We start from the raw sequence: 22,985 nt of genomic DNA on the forward strand, positions 1-22,985 counted from the left end.
AGTTCTTTTAATTATACATTTTTGCTTGTAATGAAAACAGTTCATGATAACGCCCCTTTTGCTTCAGCAATTGATCATGAGAGCCGGATTCAATAATTTTTCCCGACTCCATAACTAATATTTTTTGGGCTCTTCGTAGGGTAGAAAAACGATGCGATATGAATAGAAGGCCTGCATTGCCCACTGCGTCTGGCAAGGCGGCAAAAAAGTTCTCTTCTTTTTCAGCATCCACAGCTGAAGTGGGTTCATCAAATATATAGAAACGAGCTTTTCGATACAAAGCACGGGCAATAGCTAACATTTGTCTCTGTCCACCCGAAAGCTCTACCCCCTGGTCTTCGGGCATGGAATATTCTTTGCCAATATGTGTTTCAGCACCTCTAGGTAAATCGGTAACAAATGAAGAGGCACCACTTACTTTCAGTACTTTTGTAAAACGCTTTTCATCAAATTCAGTGCCCAGTGAACCATAATGTACCTGCTCTTTAATAGTATCATCATAGCTAGATACTTGTTGAAACATTACCGATAGCATACTCCGCCATTGCTGAAGAGAAATAGTCTGCAATGGTATATTGTTGATCAAAATGTGCCCACTAGTCGGTTCATATAAGCCTAACAATAATTTTACTAAAGTCGACTTACCAGCACCATTGCTCCCAACCAAAGCTAATTTCTCGCCTTCGACAAAATGAAAGTTAAGTCCATGTAAAGCATCCTGCTCACTATTGGGATAACGAAAACAAACATCCTCAAAGGTGATGGTAAGTGGCTTCCTCATTAGTACCGATGAGTTTACTGATTTTTCAGTGACTTCAGGTATTGCTTGAAAATTACGGAAAACAAAAAGCATAGGGGCACATTCCAAAAACCATAAGCAGTCGCCAAAAAATCTGCTCCCGACAGATTGGAAGCGTTGATAACTGACTATAAAGGGCATAATGCTGACTACGATTAATGCCTGTCCAGAAGATAAAATCAAATAACAGCCAAGTAATAGGCCAATGATTTGAATAGCGTCACCAATACTAAGGGCGATACCCGAATGCCATGTCACCCGCATGCGCTCTTTTAATAAAGCATCGATATGTTTATTCCATCTGCTAGAAAAAGTTTTGGCAAAACCAAATAATCGGGCTTCCATCGCTGTTGGAACATGATTGAAAATATCTGAATAATATAATGCGCGTAGTCCTCTGCGTGACTGAACATTCATTAAAGTCCAGCTACTGACACCTACCTGTGAGCCTAAAGAAAACTTAATTACTAATGAAAGTATTACTACCACCATTACCTGCCAAGGAAATACCCATATTCCCACCAAAATACCCAACACTTCTAGGCCTTCGTAGACAATACCGGTAAAGGCCATAATTAAGTCCATCATCCACTTTTTATATTGCTGATAAAGATGTGCCAAAGATTGAAATTGAGCATTCTCCAAGGTAGATAAACTTACTTTCATCATCTTGTTCATATTGAGCTGATTCAACGCTACCTCTATTTTGTGCCGAAAAACGTCACGAATAACTAAACTAATAGAATTCAATAAAGCTAAAATGCCACTAATAATAACTGCTAAGAAAGTCCATAGATAAACTTGGTTCAATGAAATTGGTTGTTGTAATACTTGAGCCAATGAGTTGAGCGCCATCACCAGTCCCCAGGAAAGCAAACCTCTAATCGCACCATCAATGAACATGGCCCAAAAGCGCCATTTGTCGACACTTTTCAAAAACTGCAAAAATATTGGCAGCGCCCGCAGAATTTCCCAAAAACTGGGCGAGGTATTGGGCAAACTAATTTCCATAATAAGCAGCTATTTTAGTGTTCAGAAATAATCACTTGTGATACTAGGCCCTAGGCAACTTCACTCGTAAATAAGGTGAATAATATTGACCATACTTTTCTTGCAGAGCAGGGATTTGCCAATCAGTGCTAGTGATCACTTTTCGACAATTGCTTGAGCCACAATGACACTCAAAGGAAGAAAAGAAAGTCTCTGAGATGGCATAATCAAAAGCTAATTCTTCTCCTGGTGCAATGTCGCGCATTGCCACTATCACAATAGAGCCTGAAAGCCCGGTATTAGGTGAACATGAATGGTTAAAAGTACCTTGTATGAGAAGCTCATCTCTAGTGGTAGGCACAATAAAAAATTGATCATCAATTTGGATACCGATATGCCCCATTTTTTGTCGGTAATTGAGAATTTCAGCAATATGAACAATAACTCCACCCAGCACTCCCACCACTTCATCTTTCTCTATTTTTTCGGTAGCGATAATACCTATTCCTTGTATTGGCGAATTAAAAGCTTTTGCTTTCGGGGTAAGCCAACGATGGGACCAATGTCTGTGGAGATCTTCCATAGATTAAATAAACATTGCCACTACTATAGTATTCCAAGACTGATAAGCAAAATTATTTGCGTCTCTTACTCAATATGATGAGGGGAAGCCCAGCAATATTTTGTCGAGTAATGAGGCTATCTAACTGATTAAATGAACATGAAGGACTAACTAGCAAGAAATCAAGAATAGATAAAGTTTGTATTTTGAGTATTAAGTATAGTGTAAGTTTGCAATAAAAATTGCTCACCATGCAGAGCTATGTATAATTTTTTTGATCTCTGCGAAAGAGTTTCAAAATAATTTTTAATTTTCTCTTTATGGCTGCTTCAGCTAAAAAGACAGGTGCTAAAGGTAAGTCCTCAGCAAAAAAATCAAAGGTTGCTAAAAAGCCAGCAAAAAAGGTAGCTAAGAAAAAGGCACCTGCTAAAAAAGCTAAGAAGGTTAAGGCGAAAAAAAGATAAGCGTGAATGGATCAATAGATTCTTCATTGAAAAAGCAGAGAAATTCTTCTCTGCTTTTTTTTGTCTGAAAAGGAATCTTTTTCCCAACGTCTTTTTATATGGAAAAACCAATACTTTTGTGTGGTAAAATATGGAGCACTGTGAGGCGAAAAGTAATCACTCATGCAGAGGTATATAGGCCATTCTATATTGTAGTTAGACTCATGAGAAAAAGTGGATAATGAAACTTACACATTTTTAGCTGCCTTCAACTTTTGTGTTAACATCGAAGCTGAATAACTGTGTTAATTATGAAGAAGCTAATATCTCTCATAGGCATAATAATTTCGTTTTTTTGGGTGACTCCAAATAGTTTTGCCATTTTTTCAGATATCTCTGCAACGGACCCTGATATTGAAGCCTATAATTTTGTTCAAGTAGAAAATATTATGACGGGTAGTGAGGATGGTAACTTTCATCCGGAGCTTACCCTTACTCGATGTGAGTTAATAAAAATTGCTCTGATAGCCTCAGAGGTTTCAGTTGGTTCTCAGGTGAGCAGTGCTTTTCCTGATATCCCAGCTAGTCATTGGTGTAATCCCTATGCCAAAGTAGCTCGTGATCAAGGAGTCATTAATGGATATGGTGATGGGACATTCCAACCTAATCGCAAGGTAACTCAAATCGAAGCTCTAAAGATTTTGATCAATAGTGCTATGGTTACATTACCGAATGTCACTAGCCCAAAATATGCTGATGTCAGAATAACTGATTGGTGGGCTCCCTATATTCACTACGCTCAAGATACTTTATATAGTGATAATCCTATTTATCTGCGCGAGGCAAATACTTATGGTGTGAACTCAGAAATGCTAAGAGCGGAAACTGCTTATCTGGTATGGAAATTATTTAGTTCCCCACAAAGTCCCATGGTAAGTTATCCCCAAATTATTGGTGATACAGATTGTAACAATCAAAGTAGGCTGGCTTTGGATTTATTGAGGACATTATCACCCTCACACTTTAGTTTTGTGAGAAGATATATAGGAATTATTGAATGTGTTCCAACTGGATCTGGTATGTATGTAGAAGAAAGTCCGCCGAGATATCAGGCTGGTCAGGCGACTAGAGATGCTGGGACCATTTGGTATGCAAGTACCATGGTCCATGATGCTTGCCATTCACAACAGTATCAATCTTATTTACAGGCTCATCCGTCATCTACAGTTCCCCGAGAAGTGCACTTTGGCAGAGAGCCAGAAATTGAATGCAACACCATTCAAATAGCTGCTCTACGAAATCTAAGAGCAAGTACAGAAACGATAAATTACGTACAAAATAATATTGATTCCGAATATTGGAATAACTCAGAGAGAAATTGGTAGCGTTAGATAGCTTGATCGTATTGGCTTTCGAAAGGTATTTGAAATGCTAAGAAATGAATTGTTTTACTGGTATTTGGTTCTACCCATTGCTACCATAGCAATGATTTGTATAAGTATTTATGAACTATTTCCCTTTAGTAAGATGGAGTGTATTGACTGGTATAATTTTGGTGATGACTGCCTGTGGCCAAAGTACGACAGTAGATCCTATAGCTTCGCCAATAGCATATAATTCCTCCACGTCATCTCGAGCTGTTCTGAGTACGCCGTCGAGTTTAATATTGCCAGCAGGGAGTGATAATGCACTATCTCAAACTGCAGCGAGCACACCAATTGTCCCTACTATCGTCACAGGTGCAAGCAGTATTGTTGTGAATAATGCTACTCAATATCCAACTAATACTCCCATACCGAATGTGGTGGGCGGTCTTAAACAGTTCAATCAACAAGGTTTGCCATTTTCCTTTTCTTATCCCCAAGATTGGGAAGTGGAGCAGGAAAGTAGTAATCGCGTAAATTTTCGTAGTCCAGAAAGTGCCAAAATTTGTCGTAATACTGATCCCAATGTAGATAGAGTCAATTACGATTGTGTTCCAGATATGAGTATTCGTACTTATACAAGTGAAAAGGATTATTTAAAGCCGTATTATGTTGAGAGCATAGGGATTACTACATTAAAAGATTTTCTGAGTAAATATCCCAATATCCGTGTTGTTAGTACCAGTAAACTGGACGGTTTCTTGATAGCCGATATAGCTGTACACAACTCAGAATCTGATACTTTTGTTCGTGTCATTCACAAGGGCAATATGGTATACGAAATTAGGTTTGCCCGTGATGGTATTTCTCATGGCAATCGTCTTCATGAATTGAATGAGCAACAGTCTACTATTTTAAATTCAATACATTTTGCCTCCAGTCTCGTAAATAATACTAATATGCAGTTCTATTCTGTGAGCTCAGCACCATTTTCCTTTCAATATCCAAAAGGATGGCAAGTAGAAGAAAGTGACAATGCGGTATTTTTATCTAATGAGCAAACTTTAACTTTTAGAAAACAACCAATACCAATGCAGCGCACAGAAGGTGACAGTATTGTACGACAGCCTAATATGAGCATATATTATCTTCCTGATATGGCAGCTCAAATTGGTCCACATTTCAATCATCCTGGCATCAAAAATCTGTCAGAATTGTTAGCCGCAGAAAAGGAGTTTATCCAAATATTGGGTATTGCAAAAGTTGATGGCAAAACAGCGATCAAGGTATCAGAGGCTGGAGACATGCCTCCTCATCAAGTTTGGTATATAGAAAGTGGGAAGGGATTATACGTACTGACATTCAGACAAATGCAAGGCGATGAGCCACTGACATTCGATGAGCAAAAGATTGTCGATTCATTGAAGCTCTTGAAATGATTCAAAGTATTCTAGTGGTATCTTTGTCTTCCGTAAGCCATTGCTTTAAAATAGTAAAAAAGCCGATAGAGGTTATCACTCTTACATTTTACCTTTTACCGTAGGGAAACGAGTGTTTTTACATGGAAAAACGTGGCGACCATTATGGCGGAGGGAGAGCATTGTAAACGAAGTATGAGCCTTCTCATTCTCTTCAATAGCTTATTAGACGGGAACAGGAGGTAGAACTATTTTTTAGAATAATTGCTCTACAGTGTAGCCTTTAATGATTCTCTCCTGCACAGCTCTGGGAATACCTCTGTTCCCATATCTGTTAACGTATAATGTCCTTTTCCTACTAAATTAATAACTTCTCCTCCTAATATTTGATGAAACATAGTAAGCCCTTTCTTTCCATCTTCTGCTTCGTTGTCAGCTGTGAACATAATAATATTCGTCACTCTACTAGAAATGCTTTGATCAATGGGATGAGTATAAAAGGCTATTTCAAGGGGATCACTTTCTGGACGAATTTTCCATGGAGCAACAAGAATAAGCTTTTTAATAGATCTTTTTGTTTCTCCCAGCCAACGAACTAAAAAAGTACAACCACAACTGTGGCCTATAAGGATTGTGTTTTCTGAAATAGATATTTGTTCAAAGACTTTTTTGAATTCATCATAATCAGGGCTCCAAGGGTTAGGCATCAATGGCGTCTCTGTTGGAATGCCAAGAGCCGTGAGTTGCCGTTTAGTCCATGGAATCCAATGTTTATCGTAGGTTCTAGTTTCAGGATTCATAGCCTTTTCTTTATCAGAAGGACAGCCATGAATAATAATGCAATTATAGGAATTTACTTGCATACATTATCTTTAAGGAAATAGTTTTTCTTGTAACTTCTGAAAATACATGTATTGAGTGGGATCTGTTTTAAGATCAATCTCCATGCCTTTCCAGACAGCTTCTCCATGAGAAACAGTAAAGTGACTTTTCTCCTCAATCTTATCTGAAACATCATGTCCTGCTCGTAATATTTTATAGGAGCCTTCCCTGCTTTCTTCAGGATCAACCTCAAGACAAACTCTTTTTAAATCAGCACACCACAAGATAGCTTTAAGTAAACTTTGTGGAATCTTTGGATTGAAACTATCTGAAAGAAGATAATTCAGTAATGATGTTGATTGATAAATAGCATGCTTCACAATCTCTGCTAACCCCCAAGATGATTGATCATGGCGCAGTGTTTCTAAGAAGCGCATATCAACAATAACTTCATTTGGCTCATAAAAACTTTTATAAGCATGCTTTTCAAACTTACTTACTTCAACTCTGTTTGCTCGGACCTTACCGCCTAGACTACTGTCCGACATAGAGATGGGGGTGGTGGGAACATAAATGAGATCTGTATTCAATTTTTCTGCTAAGTAACCTACTACATTCAGTAGTAATGCCACCGCCAATGCCTATAATACGGGGCTTCTTTTGGATCTTTGCCAAAAGGCTATTCAGAAAATGAATTTCTTTAGTTTTTGTTTCATCAGCTGCGAGCGGAATGATATTTTGTGGAGAAGATAATACGCTTTGAAGCCAAGGAATAGCTAGGAGATATTCATCAATGATAATAAGATCGTTTACTGTAAAGTCAGTGGCTTGTATAGAACGACAGCAAAGAAGATATGATTGGCAAGATTTAAATCTAATGTGGTCTCTAGGAATAGGATAGTGAATTGAGAAATTCTCAGGGCAACCTGCTGTGATACCTTCCCAAAAGGTATCTACAGATTTTGATTGTTCACGAATTTTTTGTAGTTGACCATTTTTCATACTGATGCTTATCAACACAACTATAGTAAATAGTTTCTGATAAAAGAATAGTGGGCAGCACTAAGATGCCGATTCTTTATTATTCCTAAGCCATACTCAAAAATGGTGAAGAAGCCGGTAGTGGTTACACTTCGTTTGTTTTACCTTTTACTGTAGCTAAACGAGTGTTTTTACATGGGAAAACGTGGAGACCTTTGTGGAGGAGGGAGAGTGTGGTGAAAGAAGTGTGAGCCTTCTTCAATAATGTAATTGTGTATTAGATAAAAGCAGGAGGTAGAACTTAGTTGATTTCCTAGAATAGTTGAGGTTGTATATATCCTTTAACTATTCTTTCTCTCAATTCTGCTGGAAGACCTTGTAATTGTGGATGATTCGGCACATATACTTCAAACGCTATTCGCAATCCCATTTCAACACCAACGCGGTTTGCATCTTCAATAGCATTTCTTAAGTGCGGCTGCGCAAGCATGCTTCTGGTTTTAGCAAGATTACGAACAGGTGATAGCAAGTCAGTGCTATCAATGAAATCATGCAAGACATTTTTTCTAGCGCATAGCATATCTGTTTCAGCTATTTTATTACCAGGCAGATTTTCTGTAGGTTTTTTGCCAAATCTTAGATGTATTTGCTGTGTAGTTAGTTTTAACTTTCCACGAGGCACTTTGGGATCTAGAGTTTTGTGGCAACCAAAGGGACTAAATGCCATCGCATTAAACCCTCCAGTCTGCCATAACTCTCTTGAATGAGAAAAGTTGGTATTATCGAGAACACTCATGTCGTCAGCTGGTTCTAGAATGGTAGTATGTTCAGTTATACATGTTTCATGACTATTTAAACCTGCATCTTTTGCGAAAGCTCCTAAACGGTAGCGAGTCATTTCCAGCATCACATTCATTAAAGTAAGGTGAGCTTGTTCCACCGCAGCTAGCATGAATGGCAGAGGAACTCGGCCATCTTGCACAAGCCTTGGAAGAATCATGTGTGATAATGCTATACTCTGTGGTCGTAATGCCATGAAGAAAACGTTGGCATGTGGTGAAAAACCAAGTGATTGGGTAATCACTACTTGTTCTGCTCCTGTTCTCTTTGCCGCCTCAAAGACATCGTCCATTTCACCAAAAGCCATGCTAGATATAGTGTTCTTTAACGTAAATGAGAGTTTCCGTCCTTTCCAGGGCGCTAAACAATCTGCAATAAGCTCTGGGTCAGGCATCATCGCCAAGTAAGGAACATTTGGCACTTCTCTCTTTGCTTCGTGAGTTGTTACAGGTAATAGATCGTGACAGACAAGTTGTGCGCCTTTGGTTCTTGCTAGTTCATCTAATAATTTGATGCGATTCCAATCAGTGCCTGCTCCTGTTTCAAATACCACACCGTCATCAGGAACGAGCATGTCACTAATAGAACTCACATGAGCATTCTCATGAACCGCCATCCCTTTAGCTCTATCAGAGAGGGGGGCATATACTTCAGCCGAAGAAAGCATTTGTGCGAAGCTTGTATCATTAGTTCTGGCTTGATACAGAACACTACCAGCAGAATTAAGAACGTAGAAGTTATCTTTAGGACCTACACGCTTTCGTCCTTGAGCATATAAAGCACTACCAACAGTATCTATGCAATTCGCAATACTCTCTCTTGTCACAGCAGTCGCAGCGAGAGCCTTTGCCCAAGTTTGTTTATAGATTCTTTCCGCATCAGGTCCAACATGGGTAGGTAAAGAGGCTGCAGCTGGTATCCCAACACCCGATTCAACTGTTATCGGTTTTCCCCAATGTGTTTTTAATTTCTCAAAGCGTGATGCGGCCATTTCAAAGCAAATTTAAAAGAACATAATAAGTCATTATTATGTATTGTCAAGGATGGTGAAGAAGCCGGTAGTGGTTACATTTCGTTTGTTTTATCTTTTACTGTAGGCAAACGGGTGTTTTTGCATGCGAAAACGTGGAGGCCGTTATGGCACAGGGAGAGTGTCGTTGAGGAAGTGTCAGCCTGTCTCCACTAGCAATTCTCTTATTAGAAGAAAGCGGGAGGTAGAACTACTTTCTATTTTATTGCTTCTATAGCTGACTGAAAGTCTTGAATTAACTTTTGATATTCAGCATCAGAAAGTAATACTTCATTTTTGGTCTGAATGGGAGCATGAGGGTCGTCCTCAAATCTACGAGGGGAAACATGACAATGTAGGTGAGGACATAGATTACCAAAGATAGCGTAATTTATCTTTACTGGTTTGAAAATTTGATTTACTGCAGTGGCTGCTATCGTTACTTCTTTCCAAAACCCATTTAGTTCTTCAGTTGATAATTCAAATAATTCAGTTGCATGTTTTTTGAGCGCTACAAAAATCCAACCCTTACAAAATTGGTTACGAGGTAAGCGTATAAAAGTATGCTCTAATTCTATAATTTTGAAACTGAAAGGATTTTCATCTAAGTGAATGTCAGCACACAAAGGGCATGCTTCGCCACTCTTCATTTTCGCCCACTTTTCTTTATCTTTCCACGACATAATTATGAGATTATTTTTTTGATGCTTGATAAAGGCTCCAGCAAGCTAGGGTGTGAATATTGATAATCTCACTTCTTGCTATCATGTTTTGAATCTCTTCCTCCGATAGCCAAACGTGTTCAATATCTTCTTCGGCATCAGCCTTAAGCTTTTCTTCAATAATATCGCTAGCAAGGAATAGATAGCATCTTTTAGCAGACTTGCGATTATCAAAAAGGTAGTTACCTAGAAGTTGAAGCTTATTTGCTTTAAAGCCAGCCTCTTCCATGAGTTCTCGGTTTGCTCCTTGTTCTGGTGTTTCATTCGGAGCTACTCCACCACCAGGTAACTGGAAGAGTATTTCATTAATGGGGTAAGAATATTCCTTTTGAAAAAGAATCTTTCCGTCAGCTCTTTTGTAAATAATTGTCACTACTGCACTACCATCATCTTTGTAGCGCAAATATTTCGTTTGATGACCATTGGGAAGTAGTACATCATCTTCAATCAAGGTGAGCCGAGGATGACTAAATATCTCTTTAGATGTTAATTGTTTCCACATACAAGGTCTTAAAGCTAAACAGATTTTAGTCTTATTACTTTAAACCACCAAATACAGGCTTTCTTGTATTCCTTAAGCCACATTCAAGGATGGTGGAGAAGCCTGACTATAAGAATTAGCTTGTTACAAGAGGACAAGAGATAAAATTATATTACAGGGCCTCTTAATATTCTTTACTGTTTCTTTCTAAATTGATTTTTGTAGAAACGCTTAAATTCATAGATAACTATCTCTTTATCTACATCAAAGTCCTTTCCTAGTTGCTCTTTAATATTTTGTTGAGTCCTGTGAGATTCTCTAGATAATTTAATATACTTTGCTGCTTCTATTTTACACTTGTGGGTGATTTGAATAGAGCTTTCACTTGTGTGATCAGTAGAAGCTTTTACTGAAATGACATCCTTTGGCTTTAAAAAAGTATAGGGATCTTTCTCATAAAAAAGCGTATCTATTTTATAATCTAAGAATAGTTTTTGTATATTATCTTTTAATTCTATATGCTTTTTATTATGTATTTTACCTATTTTGGGTGGAGTAAACTTGAGCGGAAACTTGCTGACTCTTTTTAGATCGCTTATAAAATGATTCTCTTTGTGAAGATATGTTCTGTCAGATGTTTGTATGAAGCTTTTCAATTTTGAAAAAGGACCAAATTGTGGACTAAACGAAACATATAGATGTGGGAAATTATGTACAGAATCACCTTCTTTATCGATAAGAGCTATCTCTGAGTAAGGGATAAGACCAAAAACGAGTATGTGTGCTTGATTAAAATATGGAAAGCACTCCCAAACATTTTCTACTAAATCACGACTGTCCGTTTTTTCATACCTGTCATCCATTATACGTGAGAGCAGATCTACTTCTTCAGTGAAGTCGTATTCCTTTTTTTCTAGATCTACATAAGCAAAATATTTATGTACTATACAAACTAGATTCCGGCCCTGATATGTATATGCCTCGTATTGTCTCCATTTGGGTGATTCATCAAAATCCTTGTATGCATCTTCATCAGGGTAATATTCGTCATTCAAATCAATTACTAAGATAGGTTGGTTATTTAGTGAGTCACGGCCCAATATGTTATACAGTTTGTTTTTTGTGGTTATAACCGAACGTATCTCATTAGTATGAGTGTTTCTTTGGCTGATTGGAGAAATACCAAAGTAGGTAAATAGTATTCTGTCATTTTTGGCTTGCCATAGTTGATCTTCTAATTCGGGCTTGCCCCACAAGTGAAATTCCATGACACCCTTACTTCGTAGTTCTGTTCTAAATGTGTCATACGCTTTTTTAGAAAAATTTGTGGATGCCACTAAGATATAGCCATATGGAGGATTATCTTTGTCAATTTCTGCGAGAATTGATGTGAGTTTTTTTGGACCAATGGATTGTTCTCTTTTACACTGAATCATCCATAAATTACCATTCATTGGTAGATGAAACTCTTCATCATCCTGAAGCTCTCGGGCAATTATTTTTTCATAGGCACGAATATCAAATCCATCATCAGATCCGCCTTTACCTGTCGCTTCAACGCTTTGCCAGCTTTTAAAGTCATAAATTAACTGTCTCACTAGGTCTTCAAAACGATGAGGCTCAAGATCTTCAAAATGTATAGGTGAATAAGTTCTTGTAACTTTTGCTTTGGCCATAGGATGTTACTTGTAGATTGCTCTACCAATATAAAGGTTGCATGTCGCACTTTTATTTGCAAATACTGGGCTACCGGGCTACTCCTAGTATTATTAGGTCACTTTGCGTTCAGTCTAATACCTATCTGCTCTATCATACACCACGGTCACAAAAGTCTTTCCTTCTACCTTTTCTGCCACTTGTTCTGCAATCCATCGCGCGACAATCGAAGTGTGCCCCTGTCGTAATTCAATTGGTAATTCTGAGTTATAACGCTCGCTACACGCTGCTAGAATAGTCCGTTCATCTACTGCAGAAATTTCGTCCAATACTCTCTGACCAACAGACTCTTGAATAAAGGGGAAGCTGAGGTTCCCAAATCCTCCGGTACCTGGTAGATCATGCATTCCATAACCAGCTGGTAACTCATCGATAGTGAGAGAAGGTGCAAGAGCGCCCTTTAGTTGAGGATTAGCTCGTAATGTAGGACATGCTCTTGCTGGTTCAAATCCAATCACTCTGCAGTCGGGATAAAGTTCTTTTAGGCGACCACCAATACCCATCAGAGTTGTACCATTTCCAATACCACCAATGAAATAATCAATTGGTTGGGCATGTTGACTAGCAGCTTCAGTTGCAACCTCAGCAAATGCTAAGGGAGATCTTTTATCCTGGGAGTGATTAGGTAGCCACAGTTTTTGCCCAGTAGCTTTTATTAGAGCTTTGTGAGCAGCGCGATAGGCCATCATATCATCTACGCAAGCAGCAACATATCTATCACGATCACTACTGAGATGTACCTCAGCCAACGCTTGTGCAAACTCAATGCGAGGTTTCGGAATAAAGTCTGGCATAAACAGTACTGGCCGATAGCCAAGCTTCTTACACATCCACGCAAATGATATTCCAGCACTGCCCGAGCTAACCTCCAGTAAAGTGTCACCAGGGCTAATAGTCCCGTCTTGTTCTAAAGCTTGCAGCAGTCGCAGATAGCACCGATCATAGTGTGATTCTGCTGGTCCTGCAGTTTCATCTTTTTGTATGAGAGTGTTTTCATTGGCAAGCGATATAATCCTCACAGGCGTTCTACCTATGCCAGCTTGTAGTCTCCTATAGAGTTCAGCACGATTACCGGATAAAACTATTACCTCAGCATCGGTTAGGCCTAATGTAAGCTCTCTATCTGCTAGCCTTTCTAAGAATGGTTTGTGTTCTCCAGGAGTCTCAATATTTCGTAAATGATCCATTATACATTAAAAATTATTAAAATTTTATGATTTTTTAATCTAAAACTCTATAGGAAAAAAACTTTAGCAGGATTATTTTAGAGATGCAGCTTCGAAGCGCAAATCATAATTAACCACTCATCTCATGTCAACAACACGTTTGCTCTCGGAGATAGGGAAAAAAGATATTAGTGAAGTAGGCGTCAATGCTGCTCTGCTAGGAGAACTCTCTTGCAATAATTTTGTAATTTCTGATGGCTTTGTTATACCTTCCAGAGTTGCGGCTAAATTTATTGAGGGTTGCGGGTATATAGAGCAAATACATAATGCTATTGCACACTACGAGGCAGCACTAAAACAAACTACTTTTACTCCATCAGAAAAAACTTCAGAAAGTATACTGACAACAAACACTTTTCTACATGATATTCTCACGAGTGCTCTTTCATTAAATAGTAAATTCTTGCGAGTTAGTCTGAGTCTGGTTGCTCAGCAGATGGATGCACACTCTGCTTTATCAGTGTTTAATAGTTATCAAGTACAGGTGCCAGATATTTTCGGCGCGATACAAGAACGTGTAAAGACCTTCAGAAAGTTACGAACAGAGTTAGAAGCTACGAACACTAATCCCTATATGAACGAGTCAATTGAACTAGCTTTGATTGTACAGAGATACCAGCCAGCGCCATCTGTAATTAGTTATACCTATGACCAAGAAGAAAAGAGCGTGTATATGGAATACGGAGATTCTTTAGAATCTATTCGAATGGGTAATGTTGAGGTTAAACACATAGTGATGGATCAAGAAAACTTAGATTTGTCATCTCTCCTCATTCCGAAGAAGTATCAAGCATCTTTGAGCAAAATATTGCATCTCCACAATCAAATATCTGAATTGATTGGACTCCCATTAGAAATATGTTGGGATTTGTGCGAACCATTACAAATCACAGGGATTCGTGTTGTGAAAGAAAGTGTAAAGGAATTTGCTCCTTAGATAAAACAAGATAATGTATGTGCGGGTAATGCTTTCTCTCGGAAGGCGTGCCCGCACTTTCTACACTTATAACTATGATAAAAAGAGGCATTGCTCTTAATAACGCTCAAAAAGATTTAGTCCTGAAAAGACTAGGATCTTTATATGCTTTGGCGAAAAAGACTGGTATTTCTTATCAAGCTATTCATGCTGCATTTAATGGCAAAAGCAACGCTTCATTTGAGAGTATTTACAAAATTGCAGTAGCAATCGAAATGGACTTTGAAAAGTTTAAATCTATGTCATCATAATGTATGGCATCTTGATAAGGAAAAGTGGGTAATAATGGTGGGTGAATTATGAAAAAAATCTTTTTGGATATATCAAGTCGCTTGATATAATAAAGATGCTTTTACCACATCTTTATGCCACACACTTTATTAGCGGACAGCGATTATCTTTCTCCATTCGAGCGTCAGGACTATTTAGCTAGATTACACGAGTACATTTCACAGGTATTTGAGGGCAGCTTGGCATTAGAAGATGTTCCTCATCAGTATCTAGATGATGTGATTACGACAGGCTTCTATGAGTACAGTGGTCACAAGACGACCATTGAGCAGTATATGCGTATAGTATTTTTTCGTTCTTATCTCCGCTCTCGCCATACTCATGAGAGTGAGAAAGTGGTGGAGCCTTCTTCTCCCTGAGGGGGCAGAGCTCTTTAGTGGTATAATAGAGCTTGCTTATGACACTTCTATGCGTTCCAGATATTCATTCTTTGTGATTATCATTGTGTATGTGATTGTATTTACAATTGGTCTTTATTTGATATTGGGTGACAAGGATTGGCGGGGATATGTGGCTCTTCTTAGCACCCCATTTTTACACACTCTTATTAAGGCAATCGATAAACAACTCAATAACACGATTGGTTCACGAAAGTAAGTTTCGGTCAATCAGAGTTTAGTATAGTATCTTTCATCCTGAATAAAGATATCCTACGATCCACTCTGTAAACTTTGAATTAGTTGAGGGATCGCTTTATCTAAACGCAACCTAACTATGTTCTTTCGAGTATGAGGCCTAAGCCTCTTCCAACTCTTGGTCACGATGACCATCAGAGAAGGAAAGGTCAGGCTCAAGTTTCTGAAATACTCGAAATGGGGCGTACTGGTATATCAGTCTTTACAGCGGAGTTTATTGAACCCGAAGATAACCCACATGATGCCTTGGATAATCTTTTAGCTGTGCTTGCTTATACGGGCCTATTTGATAAGCATACTGAATAAATGCTGAGGCTGAATTATTTAAAAGACATTAATTTTTAGTATTAATTTAATTGTTGCAATTTTAGTACGGGATTATAGTAGCTATTAGGTTTCTTAAAGTAACAATTAATCACTAATATCTATGTTTTCTCCTTTGCCTGACCAAAAGCGTCGAATCGCTATTTATGTGCGGGTTTCCACTGCTGAGCAACAAACAGATGGCTATGGGTTAGAGGCTCAGCGACATATATTGCTTGACTATGTAAAGAGTAGGGCGACACTGGGGGACATTACTAAGCCTGAGTGGATTTTCACTGATACACATACTGGAAGTGATCTGAATCGTCCCGGGTTAACTCTCTTGCGACAAGCAATAAGAGATAATCTATTTGATGCTGTATTAGTTTTGAAAATTGATCGTTTGTCTCGGAGCTTACAGCACCTACTGACAATTTTTGATGAGATGGAAAAGAATAATGTATGCTTCGTTTCCTTTCATGAGAATTTGGATTTTCGTGGCATTATGGGCCGATTAGTTTTTCAAATGCTTGGAGCAATAGCTCAATTTGAACGTGAGTTGATTAAAGATCGTACAAAAATGGGACGCATTGCTTCAGCGCAATTAGGTAATTTTACCGGTGCACATGTGCCTTTTGGATATAAGGCAAAACCAAATGAAGGCGGCAAGGGAAAAAAGGTAGAAACTTTAGAAGAAGAGGAAAAATGGGTGAAGCAAATTTATCAATGGTATGTGTTTGAGGGATTTGGTTCAGGTCAAATAGCTAAAAAGCTTAATGAGTTAAAAGTTTCTCGTGGTAAGTACACACGAGAAAGATATCGAGTTCAGAAATGGACTGATGATGTGGTTAGCGCGATCCTGACTAATCCTATTTATCGTGGCACATTTATTGCCAATCAAACTGACGAACGTGGACGATTATTACCCGAGGATAAATGGACTCTAGTACAAGTACCTGCTTGTGTCCCTGAGCTTTTATTTTTGCAAGCACAGATGAGACGTAAAGAAAATAAAGGAGGCAATGCGTACGCTATATATTTACTTAGTGGTAAAGTCTGGGACATGACTTTAGAAAAGCCACGCTCTTTTGTTGGAGTGCCTAGAACTAAAGGTGGTTTCAGTTACCGACGTAAACCCTTTGAAAAGGATGGTAAAAAGTATGGCAGCTTTGAAATTCCAGGAAAGATGCTGGAAGAGTTTGTTTGGCAAAAGTTACTTACTGCTATTAAAGACCCAGAAAGCTTTTTAAAAAGCTATTTGAAGAAGAATAAAATTGACCAGAAGCGTATTACTGAAGTGGAGGGTACTATCAATCATCTTCGCAGTCAGTTGCTCAACATTGATTTAGTTATTGGTCGCATTGAATCAGCTTTAGAGCAAGGAATTTACAGCAATGAAAAAGCAAATGAAAAGCTTATTCTTCAGCATCAGGAAAGGATCAGAGTTGAGGAGGAGATATTGAAGTTGGAACAAGAGCTGAACCAATGGAGTTCAGTGGATATACAGCTTAAACAGCTCAAATCTGTATCAGAACAATTAAAATATCACATTAATAAATACGACAGAAAAAATCGTAAGTTGGTCTGCCAGTTGTTAGTGCAACGGGTAGAGATGTATCGAGAACGTGAAGGCAAGGGATGGCATACTCACGCTAAAGTACATCTTGAGTTCAACCTCCTCAAGCTAAGCCTTAGTGCTCTAGGGGGTAGAACCCTCACGGATCTTCCTAAAGCCACTAATAGCAAAAAAAATCTAGATTCCCGTCTAGATGGTGCCGAAGGAGGGAGTCGAACCCTCATACCTTTCGATACACGATTTTGAGTCGTGCGCGTCTGCCATTCCGCCACTTCGGCTAAGTGAGCTTTACCAATATAATCAAGATCGCTGATTAATCAAGTCACTCTTTTCCTTTGCCTATTCAGTTGTCATCTCTTGCTCCTATCTGAGTCAGAACTTTTTTCATTTCTTCTACGGCTTTATCCTTCTGATTATCCCTTCCTTTGGTAAAAGCCTCTTGATCTAGTTTTATCTCTATCTCAGGAGTAATGCCTTTGTGATCTATATCTTCTCCTGATGGTGGAAACCATTTTCCTACGGTGATCTTGAGACTGGCTCCGTTAGGAAGCGTATGCATTTCTTGTATTGTACCTTTGCCAAAAGTTTTCTCACCTATCAGCTTGGCACGATTATTATCTCGTAATGCTCCTGCGACAATTTCTGATGCCGATGCGCTACTGCTATTAACTAATATTACTAAGGGAATGTCACCAAACATAGCATTACCATCCACACTCATACTAGTGTGATCAGTGCGCATAATTTTCTTCACGGCCACGCCCTTTTTGAGGAAAAAGCTCACTACATCTACTGCTGATTCCAAAAACCCTCCTGGATTCCAGCGGAGATCTAAAATAATACCTTTGGGCTTTTTTGCTACCAATTCCTGTCCCAGTTTGGTTAATTCCTTTCTTGTGTCTTCAGCGAACTGATTGATTCGAATAAACGCAATGTCATCAGGGAGCATCTCTAAATCAATTTCTTTGATGTTGATAATGTCACGAGTAATAGTAATTTTGCTGGTGGTCTTTTGACCATCATGGCTAATTGTCAAAGAAACTTCTGATCCTCTAGGGCCACGAATCTTTGACACCGCTTCACCCAAACTCAAACTGGCAGTGCTTTCATCATTGATACTGTAAATAATATCTTTCGCTTTCAGTCCCGCTTTGAATGCCGGCGAATCTTTGATGACACCAGTGACCGTCAAGGCGCCATCAAACATGCCCAGCTCAGCACCAATACCTTCTAAACTGCCATCAAGTGAATCACGAAAACGTGTTGACTCTTCTGGGCTAAAGAAAACAGTGTAAGGATCATTAAGTGAATCAATTAAACCATAAGAAGCACCATAGACGGCTTCTTGAGCATCGATTTTATCTTTGAAGTAAAAATTATTCTTGATTTTGTTCCAAGATTGATTGAGCAAAGTGAAATTAAGCTCTTGTGAAGTGCTGGGATTATTGGTGGGTGAGGAAATTTCTGAAGGTAAAAGAGTAGCCTTACCATGTTGAGCCAATGGGGACCAAATATTTCCGACAATAAAGCCAATTGCTAAACTGGCAATAATGCCGCCAATAAATACGGTTTTTTGAGTAGTGCGTAAAAGATACATAATGTTTAGACTAAGACTAATAGTAGAGCTGAGAGACTAGGGCGTGTAGGAGAGAGAAAGTGGTTGTATGGCGAGAGCTTTTCCTGTGCTCTCATCGATATCCACAATACATCCACGCAAAAGGTAGGGGGCTTTTTCTTCTACTTCAGATCGATGAGGCATTTGCGTGATATGATTTTGAATAGATGGCTCCACTTCGAAGCCGATAATAGAGTTCTCAGCGATACAGGCACCAACGTCAGAAATGTAAGACGTTCCTTGGTTGGATATTTGGGCATCATTGGTCGGTACATGGGTATGGGTACCAAACATGTGGCTAATGCGACCATTGAAATAATGAAAAAGGGCATACTTTTCTCCTGATGATTCACCATGAATGTCTATGATTTTGATACTTGCTTCTTGAACCTCGGGTTTTTTCAATACTTCATCTCCAGTCAGGAATGGACAAAAGACATTGTGCCGCATCATCAAACGAGTTTGTAAATTAATAATCGCCACGGTGATTTCAGTGCCGGGAATTTTCATTACGCGCCAACCTCTACCAGGGTTTGCCCTAGGAAAATTTTCCGGACGAAGAATAATGGGGTCTTCTTTCTCTAGTTCGGTAATAATGTCCTGATGTCGCCACATATGATTACCTGAAGTCAAAATATCTACGCCATCTTTGATCAACTCTTTGGCATGTTCTTGATTTATTCCTGTTCCGGATGTCACATTGTCACTATTGGCGATGACAAAATCAACTTTCTCTTCCTTGCGCAACTTAGGCACCATATGTTTTACTACCTTCCGACCAGGTTTGCCGACAATGTCCCCAATGCAAAGTATACGCGTCATAAGACTTTCGAATTTCAATCCTTAGCATTCTATGTATCCTATCTTAGTAAGTCTAGGCCCTATTCAATTCTATAGTTTCGGTACTTTATTTGTCCTTGGCCTGTTACTTTCATGGGTACTTATTCGTTATTTGATCTATTTTTATCGTTTGCAGCCTACGCAATTTTATTATGCTTTGCCTTGGGCAATCGTAGGGGGATTGGTGGCTGCTAGATTGGGTTTTGTCTTTACTTATACTGATCGTTGGCGTGGGGGATTGTGGGCGGCACTATTTCCTGCTCATTGGTGGTCGGAATGGGCAATTTGGGCCGGTATATGGGGAGCTTTGGCAGCATTAGTAATATTCTGGCTCAAACATAATGAACCTGTTTTTTTGTGGCTTGATGTTTTGAGTATTGGTATTCAGCCACTATTTCTCTTTTGTAGCTTGGGACTATTTCTGAGTCCAGTTGGTTTAACCGCTGATGCTTTGGGACGTCCCACCACTTTACCCTGGGGTATTATTGTCGATGCCGTTGATTTACCATTTGCTAATGTACCAGTACATCCCTTACTGCTTTATAATGTGTTTTTTACTTTAATCACTTTTGCGGTTACTTGGCTTGCCCGGGGCTGGGCCCGGACTTATGTTGGTCGGCTGTTTGTCATGGCTGCTACCGCTTATGGATTTCTTTGGTTATGGCTGGGGGTGGTGCGTTGGTATTCGCCACGAGCCTTTTTGGGCATGGATGTATTTTGGCTTAATGGCTTTTTGTACTTGCTTATTGCCATTTTCTGTTTGATTTATATTGTGCGCAAACATGCAATTACTCAAAAGAAGAAACAGATGAAGGCAGGTCTTTAAAAAAGCGCATCAGGCACATCAAAACGTTTACTTAAACGATGAAATTCTAATTCGATGCAAAGTTGATGCATCGCCTTATTGTGAGCGCCGTTGTAAAGTAAGTCGCCAAAAGACAATGCTACGGGAACATCGCGATTAATTGTTGCCAATTCTTTGGTAAATAGAGCCTGCTTGCTGAATTGATTGAGTTTTTCTCTTTGAGCAGGCGGGAGCTCATCAAGGTGAAGGTAGATATTCTCTAAGGAGTGCCAATGTATCAGCAATTGCTTTGCTGTTTTTTCACCAATGCCGGGTACTCCGGGTAAATTATCTGATGGATCTCCTCTGAGCGCTTTGTAATCCAACCATTGCTCAGGTGTCAGTCCATGTTTCTCTTTTACTTTTTCTGGCGTAAATCGTTCTGCTTTTTTTAATCCTTTAGCGGTACAATAAAAGTTAGTTAAAGGCGATACCAACTGGATAAAGTCATTATCCGAAGAGACAATGAGACTGGCAATACCATGACTTTCCGCTTGTTTGCTAAAAGTACCAATAAGGTCATCTGACTCATAACCTGGTATGGCGATTGAAGTTATGCCTAATGCTTGCAGTACACTGAGTAGGCGAGGCAATTGTTCATAGAGTCCTGGTGGTGGCACCATTCTAGTAGCTTTATATGCTTCATAGCTTTGATGACGAAAAGTTTTTTCAGGGCTATCAAAGGTACATACAATATGCGTGGGCTTGAATTGATCCATGAGGCTAAGCGTAGCATTGAGGAAGCCAAAGATGGCATTAACCAATTCACCATTGCTAGTGCGCATGGTTTGCGGAAGAGCATGAAAATAGCGATGAAGAAGGGCATTGCCGTCGATGAGCAGAAGCATGGAAAATTACAAATTATAGATTACAAATTCTAAATTACAAATAAAGGAAACAAGAAACAAGCTATGGTGAAATTTTCTAACGTAATCTCCTACACTAGTGGAACTTCCTGGCTCATTTGTAACTCGTAATTTGTAATTTTGAATTATTATGCTATATTTGCGCCGCTTTTCTTTCCGCTCATTTTAGTGCGGATTTATAACCATAAGAAAGTAATTATATGCCAATTAAGAAAAAGAAAGCCGTTTATTCAGAGAAACGTCTCTATGAACTGGTTGCCCTCTTTCCTGGGGAGCAAACAAAAAGAGATGAAGCCAAATTTGTTGCTACTATCAAGAAACATCTTGAGGATGTAGGGGCAGAAATCCAGCGTTTAGAAAGCTGGGGAGAGCGTTTACTAACGTATCACATCAAAGGGCATGGTAATGCCTGCTTTGTGTTTAGCCATTTCGTGCTTGATTCTGAGCAAATTGCTCCTCTTACTAAGGACTTGCGTCTTAGTCCAGAGGTAATCCGCAGTTTAATTACTGTGGTTCCAGCAGACTATAAATTGCCGGAGACAGCTGAATTAGCAAAAGAATTCTTGGGATTGAATCGTCAGCCATTGGATCCTGAAGAGGCCGAAGTGGTTCGTGAATCTAATGAAAAGAGATCAAATCGTCGTCGTTCCGATAATAATCAACCACAATCAGCTCCTGCTGCACCACAGACTAGTAGTCCTGCTGTGGCAAAACCTGCTGCACCTAAAAAACCTGGTGCTGGTTTAGAGCAGCTCGACAAAAAGCTAGACGAAATATTATCTAAGTAATAACCTAATATTATTTTATGAGAAGTGTGAATATTGTTATTCTTATGGGTCATCTCACTCGTGATCCTGAATTGCGTAGAACCGCTAATGGACAACCAGTAGCTACATTTTCTATTGCCACCAATAGAGTGTGGACCACTTCTGCCGGTCAAAGACAAGAGGCAACTGACTTCCATGACTTGGTAGCCTGGGGCCGACTTGCAGAAATTTGTTCCCAACAGCTGACTAAAGGTTGCGCTATCCATGTAGTTGGTCGTCTTCATCAGAGAAGTTGGACCACACCAGAAGGAGTGAAGAAGCACAAGACAGAAATTGTCATCAATGAGCTTAATATTGTTTTCCGCAAAAATGGTGCTCCTAATGGTGATGCGGAATTGGAAGGTGTGACTATGTCTACTGAAAATTATGAATCTAGCGAAATAGATTTGGATTCAGTAGAATTGCCAGGCAGTGAAGATCAAAAAGTGTAATTATATTCTATGCAACAGAAACGTCCTCAATACAACAACAATCAACGTCCTAAGAATAAGTCCAAAAAACGCTGTTACTTTACAGCGCAACATGCCACCTATATTGACTATAAAAATATCCGTATTTTAAGCCGTTATATCACCATGTTTGCTCGTATCATGCCTCGTCGTTACACCGGAGTGCATGTGAAGTACCAAGGAATGCTTGCCCAAGCAATTAAGCGTGCTCGTTTACTTGGCTTGTTGCCTTATACCATGCAGCATCGTCAGTATCCTAAGCATGTAGAGACACAAGAGTAATTCTGAATGCTGAGTGCTGAATTCAGAATTAACGTTTTGACTGCGGTTTCTTAATTGGACTGTTATGTATTTCTTCTTTTCTAAGAGAAAATGGCGCAGCCAGCTACT

25 protein-coding genes, 1 tRNA gene and 1 pseudogene are annotated in these 22,985 nt (G+C 39.1%); 13 read left to right on the forward strand and 14 right to left on the reverse strand.

The features are described 5' to 3' along the window. Positions 1-7 precede the first annotated feature (7 nt). Both HY817_03520 and HY817_03525 read right to left on the reverse strand, forming a co-directional pair. Positions 8-1,810: an ABC transporter ATP-binding protein gene (locus HY817_03520; GenBank protein MBI4836306.1), complete on the reverse strand. Its 1,803-nt coding sequence runs from the start codon at positions 1,808-1,810 to the stop codon at positions 8-10. 43 nt (positions 1,811-1,853) lie between these two features. After that, a complete protein-coding gene (locus HY817_03525; protein ID MBI4836307.1) occupies positions 1,854-2,192 on the reverse strand; it encodes an SET domain-containing protein-lysine N-methyltransferase in 339 nt (112 codons plus the stop codon). 479 nt (positions 2,193-2,671) lie between these two features. Between HY817_03525 and HY817_03530 the strand changes: the two genes are divergently transcribed. The 3 genes from HY817_03530 to HY817_03540 all read left to right on the forward strand — a co-directional run bounded on the left by HY817_03530 (position 2,672) and on the right by HY817_03540 (position 5,597). Next, positions 2,672-2,815, forward strand: a complete 144-nt coding sequence (locus HY817_03530; protein MBI4836308.1) for a hypothetical protein — start codon at positions 2,672-2,674, stop codon at positions 2,813-2,815. A gap of 290 nt (positions 2,816-3,105) precedes the next feature. Continuing rightward, a complete protein-coding gene (locus HY817_03535) occupies positions 3,106-4,179 on the forward strand; it encodes an S-layer homology domain-containing protein (GenBank protein ID MBI4836309.1) in 1,074 nt (357 codons plus the stop codon). Positions 4,180-4,298: 119 nt separating this feature from the next. Beyond that, positions 4,299-5,597, forward strand: a complete 1,299-nt coding sequence (locus HY817_03540; protein ID MBI4836310.1) for a hypothetical protein — start codon at positions 4,299-4,301, stop codon at positions 5,595-5,597. Positions 5,598-5,845: 248 nt separating this feature from the next. Here the strand turns inward: HY817_03540 and HY817_03545 are convergent, their stop codons facing one another. From HY817_03545 to HY817_03580, 8 genes are all read right to left on the reverse strand, one after another. Further along, positions 5,846-6,439 carry an alpha/beta hydrolase gene (locus HY817_03545; protein MBI4836311.1) on the reverse strand — a complete coding sequence of 198 codons (594 nt, stop codon included), beginning with the start codon at positions 6,437-6,439 and terminating at the stop codon, positions 5,846-5,848. Positions 6,440-6,448: 9 nt separating this feature from the next. Next, positions 6,449-6,946 (reverse strand): hypothetical protein, encoded by a 498-nt coding sequence (locus tag HY817_03550; GenBank protein MBI4836312.1) that lies wholly within the window; start codon positions 6,944-6,946, stop codon positions 6,449-6,451. Continuing rightward, the gene (locus HY817_03555; GenBank protein MBI4836313.1) at positions 6,933-7,400 is read right to left on the reverse strand and encodes a hypothetical protein; all 468 of its coding nucleotides are present in this window, start codon (positions 7,398-7,400) and stop codon (positions 6,933-6,935) included. Before HY817_03555 ends, HY817_03550 begins: the two co-directional genes overlap by 14 nt. A 292-nt stretch (positions 7,401-7,692) precedes the next feature. Next, complete coding sequence (locus HY817_03560; protein MBI4836314.1) at positions 7,693-9,210, reverse strand: hypothetical protein; 1,518 nt, start codon at positions 9,208-9,210, stop codon at positions 7,693-7,695. Between the two features lie 236 nt (positions 9,211-9,446). Then, entirely contained in the window at positions 9,447-9,911 is a 465-nt protein-coding gene (locus HY817_03565) for an HIT family protein (GenBank protein MBI4836315.1), read from the reverse strand. Positions 9,912-9,921: 10 nt separating this feature from the next. Further along, positions 9,922-10,452: an NUDIX hydrolase gene (locus tag HY817_03570; protein MBI4836316.1), complete on the reverse strand. Its 531-nt coding sequence runs from the start codon at positions 10,450-10,452 to the stop codon at positions 9,922-9,924. 173 nt (positions 10,453-10,625) lie between these two features. Next, positions 10,626-12,107 carry a restriction endonuclease gene (locus HY817_03575; protein ID MBI4836317.1) on the reverse strand — a complete coding sequence of 494 codons (1,482 nt, stop codon included), beginning with the start codon at positions 12,105-12,107 and terminating at the stop codon, positions 10,626-10,628. Positions 12,108-12,221: 114 nt separating this feature from the next. Beyond that, positions 12,222-13,334: a pyridoxal-phosphate dependent enzyme gene (locus tag HY817_03580; GenBank protein MBI4836318.1), complete on the reverse strand. Its 1,113-nt coding sequence runs from the start codon at positions 13,332-13,334 to the stop codon at positions 12,222-12,224. Positions 13,335-13,458: 124 nt separating this feature from the next. On the opposite strand from HY817_03580, the gene HY817_03585 reads away from it, so the two are divergent. The 6 genes and pseudogenes from HY817_03585 (at position 13,459) to HY817_03610 (ending at position 16,590) form a co-directional block, all read left to right on the forward strand. Beyond that, on the forward strand, positions 13,459-14,310 hold the full coding sequence (locus HY817_03585; protein ID MBI4836319.1) for a hypothetical protein: 852 nt from the start codon (positions 13,459-13,461) through the stop codon (positions 14,308-14,310). Between the two features lie 74 nt (positions 14,311-14,384). Continuing rightward, a complete protein-coding gene (locus HY817_03590; protein ID MBI4836320.1) occupies positions 14,385-14,600 on the forward strand; it encodes a helix-turn-helix transcriptional regulator in 216 nt (71 codons plus the stop codon). Positions 14,601-14,714: 114 nt separating this feature from the next. Continuing rightward, on the forward strand, positions 14,715-14,999 hold the full coding sequence (locus tag HY817_03595; protein MBI4836321.1) for a hypothetical protein: 285 nt from the start codon (positions 14,715-14,717) through the stop codon (positions 14,997-14,999). Between the two features lie 49 nt (positions 15,000-15,048). Beyond that, complete coding sequence (locus tag HY817_03600) at positions 15,049-15,237, forward strand: hypothetical protein (GenBank protein ID MBI4836322.1); 189 nt, start codon at positions 15,049-15,051, stop codon at positions 15,235-15,237. A 131-nt stretch (positions 15,238-15,368) separates the two neighbouring features. After that, complete coding sequence (locus HY817_03605; GenBank protein ID MBI4836323.1) at positions 15,369-15,581, forward strand: hypothetical protein; 213 nt, start codon at positions 15,369-15,371, stop codon at positions 15,579-15,581. Between the two features lie 502 nt (positions 15,582-16,083). Beyond that, positions 16,084-16,590: pseudogene (locus tag HY817_03610) on the forward strand (recombinase family protein). A 758-nt stretch (positions 16,591-17,348) separates the two neighbouring features. Here the strand turns inward: HY817_03610 and HY817_03615 are convergent. The 3 genes from HY817_03615 to HY817_03625 form a co-directional block, all read right to left on the reverse strand. Further along, positions 17,349-17,432, reverse strand: a tRNA-Leu gene (locus tag HY817_03615). Between the two features lie 65 nt (positions 17,433-17,497). After that, positions 17,498-18,751 carry a S41 family peptidase gene (locus HY817_03620; protein MBI4836324.1) on the reverse strand — a complete coding sequence of 418 codons (1,254 nt, stop codon included), beginning with the start codon at positions 18,749-18,751 and terminating at the stop codon, positions 17,498-17,500. Between the two features lie 36 nt (positions 18,752-18,787). Next, complete coding sequence (locus HY817_03625) at positions 18,788-19,591, reverse strand: YmdB family metallophosphoesterase (protein MBI4836325.1); 804 nt, start codon at positions 19,589-19,591, stop codon at positions 18,788-18,790. A 31-nt stretch (positions 19,592-19,622) separates the two neighbouring features. On the opposite strand from HY817_03625, the gene HY817_03630 reads away from it, so the two are divergent. Further along, on the forward strand, positions 19,623-20,435 hold the full coding sequence (locus HY817_03630) for a prolipoprotein diacylglyceryl transferase (protein MBI4836326.1): 813 nt from the start codon (positions 19,623-19,625) through the stop codon (positions 20,433-20,435). Here the strand turns inward: HY817_03630 and HY817_03635 are convergent. Next, complete coding sequence (locus HY817_03635) at positions 20,432-21,301, reverse strand: hypothetical protein (protein MBI4836327.1); 870 nt, start codon at positions 21,299-21,301, stop codon at positions 20,432-20,434. The two genes, HY817_03630 and HY817_03635, sit on opposite strands and share 4 nt — an antisense overlap. 218 nt (positions 21,302-21,519) lie before the next feature. Here HY817_03635 and rpsF point away from each other — a divergent pair, with 218 nt between their 5' ends. The 3 genes from rpsF to HY817_03650 are packed head-to-tail and all read left to right on the forward strand — an operon-like array spanning position 21,520 to position 22,877. Then, positions 21,520-22,107 (forward strand): 30S ribosomal protein S6, encoded by a 588-nt coding sequence (gene rpsF, locus HY817_03640; GenBank protein MBI4836328.1) that lies wholly within the window; start codon positions 21,520-21,522, stop codon positions 22,105-22,107. A gap of 17 nt (positions 22,108-22,124) precedes the next feature. Continuing rightward, positions 22,125-22,577, forward strand: coding sequence for a single-stranded DNA-binding protein (gene ssb / locus HY817_03645; protein ID MBI4836329.1), 453 nt, complete (start codon positions 22,125-22,127; stop codon positions 22,575-22,577). Positions 22,578-22,586: 9 nt separating this feature from the next. After that, on the forward strand, positions 22,587-22,877 hold the full coding sequence (locus tag HY817_03650) for a 30S ribosomal protein S18 (protein ID MBI4836330.1): 291 nt from the start codon (positions 22,587-22,589) through the stop codon (positions 22,875-22,877). The last annotated feature ends 108 nt before the right edge of the window (positions 22,878-22,985 follow it).

The sequence above is a fragment of the Candidatus Abawacabacteria bacterium genome (assembly GCA_016207805.1).
Classification (GTDB): Bacteria; Patescibacteriota; Gracilibacteria; order RBG-16-42-10; family RBG-16-42-10; genus JACQZO01.